Source organism: Flavobacterium sp., from assembly GCF_003525665.1.
Classification (GTDB): Bacteria; Bacteroidota; Bacteroidia; order Flavobacteriales; family Flavobacteriaceae; genus Flavobacterium.
Map to the genome: position 1 here is coordinate 373 of NZ_DQDX01000114.1, position 8,353 is coordinate 8,725.

General features: G+C 30.0%; 8 protein-coding genes. All 8 read left to right on the plus strand.

The window, feature by feature from the left end; translation table 11 throughout:
* The coding region (locus DIU01_RS08235) for a sugar nucleotidyltransferase (RefSeq protein ID WP_290833367.1) at positions 1 to 654 on the plus strand (654 nt) is incomplete at its 5' end.
* Positions 655 to 656: 2 nt separating this feature from the next.
* Positions 657 to 2,090, plus strand: coding sequence for a lipopolysaccharide biosynthesis protein (locus DIU01_RS08240; RefSeq protein ID WP_290833369.1), 1,434 nt, complete (start codon positions 657 to 659; stop codon positions 2,088 to 2,090).
* Complete coding sequence (locus DIU01_RS08245) at positions 2,087 to 3,169, plus strand: DegT/DnrJ/EryC1/StrS aminotransferase family protein (RefSeq protein WP_290833371.1); 1,083 nt, start codon at positions 2,087 to 2,089, stop codon at positions 3,167 to 3,169. The genes DIU01_RS08240 and DIU01_RS08245 overlap by 4 nt, the downstream gene beginning before the upstream one ends.
* 97 nt (positions 3,170 to 3,266) lie before the next feature.
* A complete protein-coding gene (locus DIU01_RS08250) occupies positions 3,267 to 4,196 on the plus strand; it encodes a glycosyltransferase (protein ID WP_290833373.1) in 930 nt (309 codons plus the stop codon).
* A gap of 61 nt (positions 4,197 to 4,257) precedes the next feature.
* On the plus strand, positions 4,258 to 5,520 hold the full coding sequence (locus tag DIU01_RS08255) for an O-antigen polymerase (protein WP_290833375.1): 1,263 nt from the start codon (positions 4,258 to 4,260) through the stop codon (positions 5,518 to 5,520).
* 16 nt (positions 5,521 to 5,536) lie between these two features.
* Positions 5,537 to 6,484: an NAD-dependent epimerase/dehydratase family protein gene (locus DIU01_RS08260; protein WP_290833377.1), complete on the plus strand. Its 948-nt coding sequence runs from the start codon at positions 5,537 to 5,539 to the stop codon at positions 6,482 to 6,484.
* Positions 6,474 to 7,631 (plus strand): glycosyltransferase family 4 protein, encoded by a 1,158-nt coding sequence (locus DIU01_RS08265; RefSeq protein ID WP_290833379.1) that lies wholly within the window; start codon positions 6,474 to 6,476, stop codon positions 7,629 to 7,631. The genes DIU01_RS08260 and DIU01_RS08265 overlap by 11 nt, the downstream gene beginning before the upstream one ends.
* A 70-nt stretch (positions 7,632 to 7,701) precedes the next feature.
* A partial coding sequence (locus tag DIU01_RS08270) for a glycosyltransferase (RefSeq protein WP_290833381.1) occupies positions 7,702 to 8,353 on the plus strand: 652 nt, incomplete at its 3' end.

The following is an 8,353-nucleotide window of genomic DNA, read 5'->3' on the forward strand; positions in this document are numbered from 1 at the left end:
GAATATGCTGAACAACCAAGTCCAGATGGATTAGCTCAAGCTTTTATTATTGGTGAAACTTTCATTGGATCTGATGATGTGTGCCTGATCTTGGGAGATAATATCTTTTACGGACACGGTTTAACCGATTTACTTAAAACGGCTGTAAGAAATGTTGAAGTAGAACGAAAAGCAACCGTTTTTGGATATTATGTTCAAGATCCAGAGCGTTACGGTGTCGCCGAATTTGACAAAACAGGAAGTGTTATTTCTATTGAAGAAAAGCCAAAAGAACCAAAAAGTAATTACGCAGTAGTAGGATTGTATTTTTACCCGAACTCTGTTGTGGAAATAGCGAAAGTTATTGAGCCTAGTAATCGAGGAGAATTAGAGATAACTACTGTAAATCAAGAATATCTTCACTCCAAAGATTTAAAAGTAGAATTAATGGGTCGCGGTTATGCTTGGTTAGATACAGGTACGCACGAATCACTACTTGAGGCATCCAATTTTATTCAAACTATCGAAAAGCGTCAAGGTCTTAAAGTGGCTTGTTTAGAAGAAATAGCTTATGAGATGGGTTACATCAATAAAGAGAAACTAATTTCGTTGGCAACACCTTTAAAGAAAAATGAATACGGACAGTATTTATTGCGATTAGCTAGTAAGAAATAATTATGTCTTTAAAAAAGCAGGCTGTTTCTGGAATGATTTGGACCTATTCTCAGCAATTTGGTTCACAATTTCTAACATTTTTGGTTTCTCTTGTTTTAGCAAGATTACTTTTACCAGAAGAGTTTGGTCTTATTGGTATGCTTGCCATTTTTATAGGTATTGGTACTGCTTTATTTGACGGAGGTTTAACTAGTTCCTTAATTCGTAGTCAGGATTTAGATGAAGAAGATTACGCTACAGTTTTCTATTTCAATTTGGGATGTAGTATGCTATTATATAGTTTATTATTTATCACTGCACCTTTTATCGCCCAATTTTACAATCAGCCAACGCTAACATTAATAACGAGAGTTTATGGGCTTACATTTATAATTGCTGCATTCGGAACAGTCCAAAACACTATTTTAACGAGAGAATTACAATTTAAAAAACAAGCGCTTATAACTTTTCCAGCGATGATATTAAGCGGAATTGTTGGGATTGTAATGGCATACATGGGTTTTGGAGTGTGGAGTTTGGTAATTTCGGCACTTGTAAATGCCTTTTTAGTAAGTCTGTTTTTATGGTTAAGTGCTGCTTGGTATCCTAAATTACTGTTTAATAAAATAAAATTCCATCAGCATTTTCACTATGGATATAAACTGACACTTTCTTCAGTTTTGGATATTGTTTTTACAAATATTTATCAAATTATTATTGGGAAATTTTATTCTGTTGCGCAAGTGGGTTATTATACTAGAGCTAATTCTTTAATGATGTTACCAGTAGGTAACATATCAGGAGCATTAAATAGAGTAATTTTCCCTGTTTTTTCTAAAGTTCAGGACGATGTTCCAAGGTTAAGAAGTGTCTATAAACAAGTAATGCAACTGGTTTTGTTTATCGTTACGCCGCTTATGATGGTTTTAGCAATTTTAGCAAAACCATTAACAGTATTTCTTTTTACAGAAAAATGGTTGCCTATGGTGCCAATTTTTCAAATAATATGTATGTCTGGAGTTTTATATCCCATTCATTTATACAACCTTATAGTGCTTCAGGTAAAAGGAAGAAGTGATTTGTTCTTAAAGTTAGAAGTTATAAAGAAAGTTATGGTTACCGTAGTTTTAGCAATAACGTTATATTTTGGATTTTATGCTTTGCTTTGGGGACAATTAATCTGCTCTATTTTGGCATTATTTATAAATACACATTATGCAGGTAAAATGCTTAATTATAGTATGTTTTCACAGTTAAAAGATATTACACCTATATTTGTATTCTCAATTGTTATGGGTTGTGTAATTTACGCACTACATTATCTGTTACAAGAGCAATCTAATTTTTTACAATTAGCCGTTTGTAGTTTGTGCGGAGGAATTGTGTATATTGCATTAGCATGGCTTTTTAAATTTGATAGTATTACCGATATAAAAAATCTTATTATAAAAAAATGATACCAGTAACAAAACCATTTCTTCCTCCAATAGAGGAGTATCAAAAATATCTGACAGGCATTTGGCAACGCAATTGGCTTACAAACATGGGACCTTTATCAAGCGAGTTAGAAATGCGATTGAAAGAATTTTTAAAAGTAAATCATTTGTTGTATGTAACAAATGGTACGGTTGCCTTGCAAATGGCTATGAAAGCATTAGACTTAAAAGGCGATGTTATTACAACACCTTTTTCGTTTGTGGCTACAACAAGTTCTATTGTTTGGGAAGGTTGCAATCCTATTTTTGTGGATATCGACGAAAATAGTTTAAATATTGATCCCAGTAAAATTGAAGCTGCAATAACACCAACTACTACTGCTATAATGGCAACGCATGTTTATGGTAATCCGTGTGATGTTGTTGCCATTGATAAAATTGCCAAAAAACATAACTTAAAAGTAATTTACGACGGTGCCCATGCTTTTGGAGTAGCTATAAACGGAAAATCGGTTTTCGATTATGGTGATATTTCTACCTGCAGTCTTCATGCTACTAAGTTATACCATAGTACTGAAGGCGGATTAATTTTCACTAAAGATCCTCTGTTATTAAAGAAACTAGCATTTATTAGAAATTTTGGATTTAATGGTCCAGATGCTTTCGCCGAATTAGGAATTAATGGTAAAAATTCTGAATTTCATGCAGCTATGGGATTAGTGAATTTAGACCATATTGATGCAATTCACACTAAACGAAAAGCTATTACCGAAAGGTTCAATGAAAAACTTCAAAATCACCACAGCAGAAAACAAATTTGGCACAAACAATCGGAAAATAATTATGCGTATTATCCGATAATTTTTCAATCTGAAGATGCTATGTTGAAAGCAATGGAGTTTTTAAAAACACATGAAATTTTTACGCGTCGTTATTTTTATCCCTCTTTAGCCAATACACTGCCTTATTTGGAACCTAAAAATTTTGAAATTACAGATGCCATTGCTAAATGTGTGATGTGCTTACCATTATATCCCGATTTATCGTTAGAAGAAGTAGATTTAATTTGTCGATTACTTTTAAGAATACAAAACAATTAAGTCCAATTAAAATTTTTGCAGTGGCTATTTTAAATAGTTATTGTGCATAAAAGAATGATTACCAATAATTTTTTAGCAATTTGCTAATTTTTAGAACATGAACAATACAATTTTAGTTTCGGTAGTAATGATTACATATAAGCATGAAGCTTATATAAAACAAGCAATTGAAGGTGTTCTTATGCAAGAGACTGCTTTTGATTATGAGTTGATTATTTCCGACGACTGTTCGCCTGATGCAACAGAACAAATTGTAAAAGAAATAATAAATACGCATCCTAAAGGAAATTGTATAAAATATTTTCGTCACGAAAAAAATATTGGAATGCAAAAAAATGGAGCCTTTTCTCTAGAAAAAGGTAAGTCCAAATATTTAGCTATTTGTGAAGGAGATGATTATTGGATTGATCCATTAAAACTACAAAAACAAGTAGATTTTTTAGAAACAAATACAGATTTTGGACTGATATTTACAGATGCAGATTTGTATTATCAAGAATCAAAAAAAACAATCAAAAGTTACGATAAAACCTTTAAAAGAACAATTCCAACAGGATATGTTTTAAATGTTTTGGTAGAAGGTAATCCTTATAAAACCTGTACATCATTGTTTCGACACAAGTTTATTGCAGATGTTTTTGAAAAAAATATTTTAAACCGAAAAGGATTTGGAGACAAGTCTCTTTGGTTGCATATTGCGTCAAAATCTAAAGTAGCCTATATTTCAGATTCAACTAGTGTTTATCGTATTCTTGATTCATCTGCATCGCATTTTAGAAGCATTGAGCAAGCTGAACATTTTTTTGAAGAAGTATACAATGACAGCATAGAAAATGCTGTACTTTATAATATTCCAATTGATAAAAAAAAGTTAAGAAAGGGTTATTATCAATCTCTAATAACTTATTGTTTAGAAAAAAACAAGTATAAAGAGCTTTTAACCTATTGGAAAAAACTAGACATACGGGTGTATTTGTTTGCTAAAGAAAAAATAGTTAGACCAGTTTTTAAAGTTTTAATTAATTAAGGATGGAATGGTTTATTTTTTTAAGACATTTACTTAATTCCTTTGTTCAAAATACATATATATGATAATTCTAATAAGGCTGATTCCTTTTATCATTTTTCTTTTTCCTACCATTCTTGCTTATAGACAAAAAAATTATATAGCTTTAGTGATTTGTGGTTTATACTTGATTTCTGCTTTTAGCGCTTTATTTATGGGTAGTGATATTATTCCTTTTCATGATTTTGATAATGAATCTTTTTTTATTTTCTTGTTGTATTCTGTATTAATTGTCCCTTTTTTATATCTTTCTTTAAAAATCAAACCTATTACTAATAAAAATATCTTGCCTCAAGGATTTTTTTTTAATATTTTGTTGATAGTGTTTGCTATCGGAGCTATTTATTCATTAATTTATCTATTGCCGTATGCACTTATATCATTAGCTGCTGATGCAACGGATATTAGGCAGATGATTTCAAAAGAGTCAATATTACCTCCAACATTTTTAACAACAATTGCAGTTGGTTTTCCAACTTTTTATTTTTTATATTCATTTTTGATGTTTGTCTGTATTATCCAAAAAAGATCTAAAGTTTTAATATTTTGTATGTTCATAGGAGTTATAGCCTTTGTTGTGAATGTCTTGACAGTATCTGGTAGAGATGGAGTATTATTTGCTGCCTTTGCGTTTTTATTGTCATTTTTTATATTTAAACCATTGCTATCAAATAAACAAACAAAAAGTATTAAGATAGGTTTTATACTTTTAATGTCATTTGGCTTAACTATAATTGGTAAAATTACTGCAGAGAGATTTAGCGAAGGTGACGGATTGGATTTTAATAGTTTTAGGACGGGAATACTTGGCTACATTGGAACACAGCCATACATTTTTGCAGAATGGATTACAGAAAACAAAATATTCAACTACGGAAATAATGTTTTTGCTGTTTTTAAAGATTTAGTTGGTTTAGATACAAGCGTGGTTTATGAATATTCAGAACAATATACATGGATGTTTGGTACTTTTCTAGCTTCATTTTATTCAATTAGCGGCTTTTCTTCTTTAATTATAATTACATTTTTATTTTGGTTATTTTTTAAGGTAAAATTTAAAATTTTCCAAACGACTTCTTTGTTATCTTCATTCTTTTTAATGGGACTTTATTTTGATTTTACACTTTCAGGAATTTTCTACTTTAGACTTGCAAATAGAGGAGGCAATTTGTATATAATAATTAGTCTGCTAACTATATATCTATTAAGAAACAGTAAAAATAAATTAGTGACTAAAAATAGTAAGTTTAAAGATTTTTACATTTTACAAAAAAAACAGTCATAATTCAATTGAAATAATTATGAAAAGAAAAATTGGAATTATTGGAGGCGCAGGATTTATAGGTCAAAATCTGACAAATTTTTTTGTCGATTGTGGCTATGATGTTCTTGTAGTAAGTCGTAAAATTGACAAAACTAAGCTTCAGCACCCAAATGTTGCTACTGCAGAAGTTAACGTTGAAGATACCAATGCCTTATTTGAATCTTTAAAAGAATGTGAAACGATAATTTGGTTGGTTAGTTCATTAGTTCCAAGTGTTAGCAACGAAAGTCTTGTAGATGATTTTGATAGTAATATCAGTCCGTTAATTCGATTTTTAGAAATAGCTAAAACATCTATTCATTTTAAACATTTCGTTTATTTGTCATCTGGCGGAACCATTTATGGAGATTCACTAGATAATAAACCACTAGATGAAGATAGTACTAAAAAACCAATTTCTAGTTACGGACTTTCTAAAATTGTAACAGAGAATTATATAAAATTCCTAACATCAACTTCGCATTTTCAAAGTTTTATATTAAGACCTTCAAATGTATATGGGCAATTTCAAAATCTAATAAAACCGCAAGGAATCATTGGTTATGCCTTTAAATCTGTAATAAATAAAACTTCAATAGATTTGTATAATGATGGTCGCGTTACTCGAGATTTTATTCACGTAAACGATCTTGCCAATGCTGTGCACAGTTGCATTCAGAGTGATTTTAAAGAAACTCATACCGCAGTGTACAATGTAGGTAGCCAAAAAGGATACACCATAAAAGAAATTTTAGAAAAAATAAATGATACAACGCAAATGCAAATTCTTACCATTCCAAAATCTTCTCGTAGTTTTGATTGTACTTATAATGTGTTAAAAATTGAAAAGATTAAACGCGATCTGAATTGGGAACCCAAAATTGAAATTGAAGAAGGTTTGAATATGGTATGGGATTGGATAAAAAATGAAGAAAATGAAAAATAAAATTATAGCTGTTGGGCCAACAACACAGAACAATACAGCTGTAAATGGTCAGTCCATGATGTTTCAACTACTTGTAGATGAGGTTTATCGTAGAAATGTAAAGACAATTGTCGTTGACATAGGATTATCGATTTTTAAAGATAAAGGAAATAGAGTTTCTGGAAAGTTTTCAATTGTAAAAGGAATTGATTACTTTTTAATTTTAATTAAATTCTTCTTTATTTTAATGTTTAACCCAGGACAAACTGTTTATGTAACAACAGCTCAGTCTAAAGTTGGATTTGTTAGAGATTTTTTTATAATTAATTTCGCTCGCTTATTTGGGAGCCGAATCATAGCACACCAATTTGGTGCCAATTACGCCGGATTTTATAATTCGCAATCCCAGTTTTTAAAAAAGAAAATTAAAGATACACTTGCAAAAACCGACAAAATTGTGGTAGAAGGTGATTACACCAAAAAGCAGTTTAGTTTTTTGCCAGATTACGAAACAAAAGTTTATTCATTACCTAATGGTTTGCCCGAAAAAATTAATAGCGCAACAATTCACCCAAAAATAATAGAACAAAACCAACCAATTAAAATGTTTTATTTGAGCAATTTAATTGAATCTAAAGGGTTTTGGGATGTTTTAGAAGCGGTAAATATATTAGTAAATAAAGAAAAAATAGAAATAGAAGCAGTATTTGCAGGGAAATTCTTGGACTCAGTTGATGATGTAAAATTTCCGAATGCAGAAGAAGCCAGAAAAGCATTTTTTGATTATGTTGAAACCAATAATCTTATAAAAAATGTATCTTACCTTCAAGGATTATATGGAACAGAAAAGTCGGAGGAGTTTAAGAAATCACATTTCTTTCTTTTACCAAGTTATTACATAAATGAAGGCCAACCAGTTTCTGTACTTGAAGCTCTTGCCTACGGATGCGTTCCAATTGTTACAGAATACAGATTAATTCCGATGATGGTTAATAAAAATAACGGATTTTTTGTAAATTCTAAATCACCCAATGAAATAGCATCAATTGTTAAAAATATGTCACTAAATCCCAATTTGTACACAACCTATTCGGAGTCGGCAATTAACGGTTATTTAGATAAATTTACAGCAGATAAATATACAGACAAGTTAATAACATTATTTTGAGTAAAAGAAAACCAATATTTTAGTATATAGTATTGATAAAAAAAGAATGCTTTAAATGGTTAAGTAAATTATGAGTAAGATGCTAGAAAATATAAAAATAGTTCAAATAAGTATAGAAGTTAACAGTAACTCTGTGGGTAGAATTGCAGAGCAAATTGGCGAAAATATTATAAACAAGGGTTGGGAAAGTTACATTACCTATGCTAGAAATAACAATCCGAGTAGTTCAAGAACTATCAAGATAGGCAACATGTTTGATTTATATTATCATGGTATTAATACACGTTTATTCGACACACATGGCTTGCATTCAAAAAATGCAACGAAAAAATTGATTAATACGTTAAAAAAGATACAACCAGATATTATTCACCTGCATCACATTCACGGGTATTTTATAAATTATATCTTGTTATTTAAATTTTTAAAAGAAATTAATATTCCAGTAATTTGGACTTTTCATGATTGCTGGTCGTTTACAGGACATTGTGCTTATTTTGATAAAATAAACTGTACTAAATGGCTCACTGAATGTTATAATTGCGAATTAAAAAAGGAATATCCCAAAAGTATTGGTTTGGATAATTCTACCAATAATTTCAGATTAAAAAAAGAGTTTTTCAATTCATTAAATAATTTAACGATTGTTCCAGTTTCAAAATGGATGGAAAATTTAGTAAAAAAATCATTTTTAAATACTAATAATATAGAAACAATAGAAA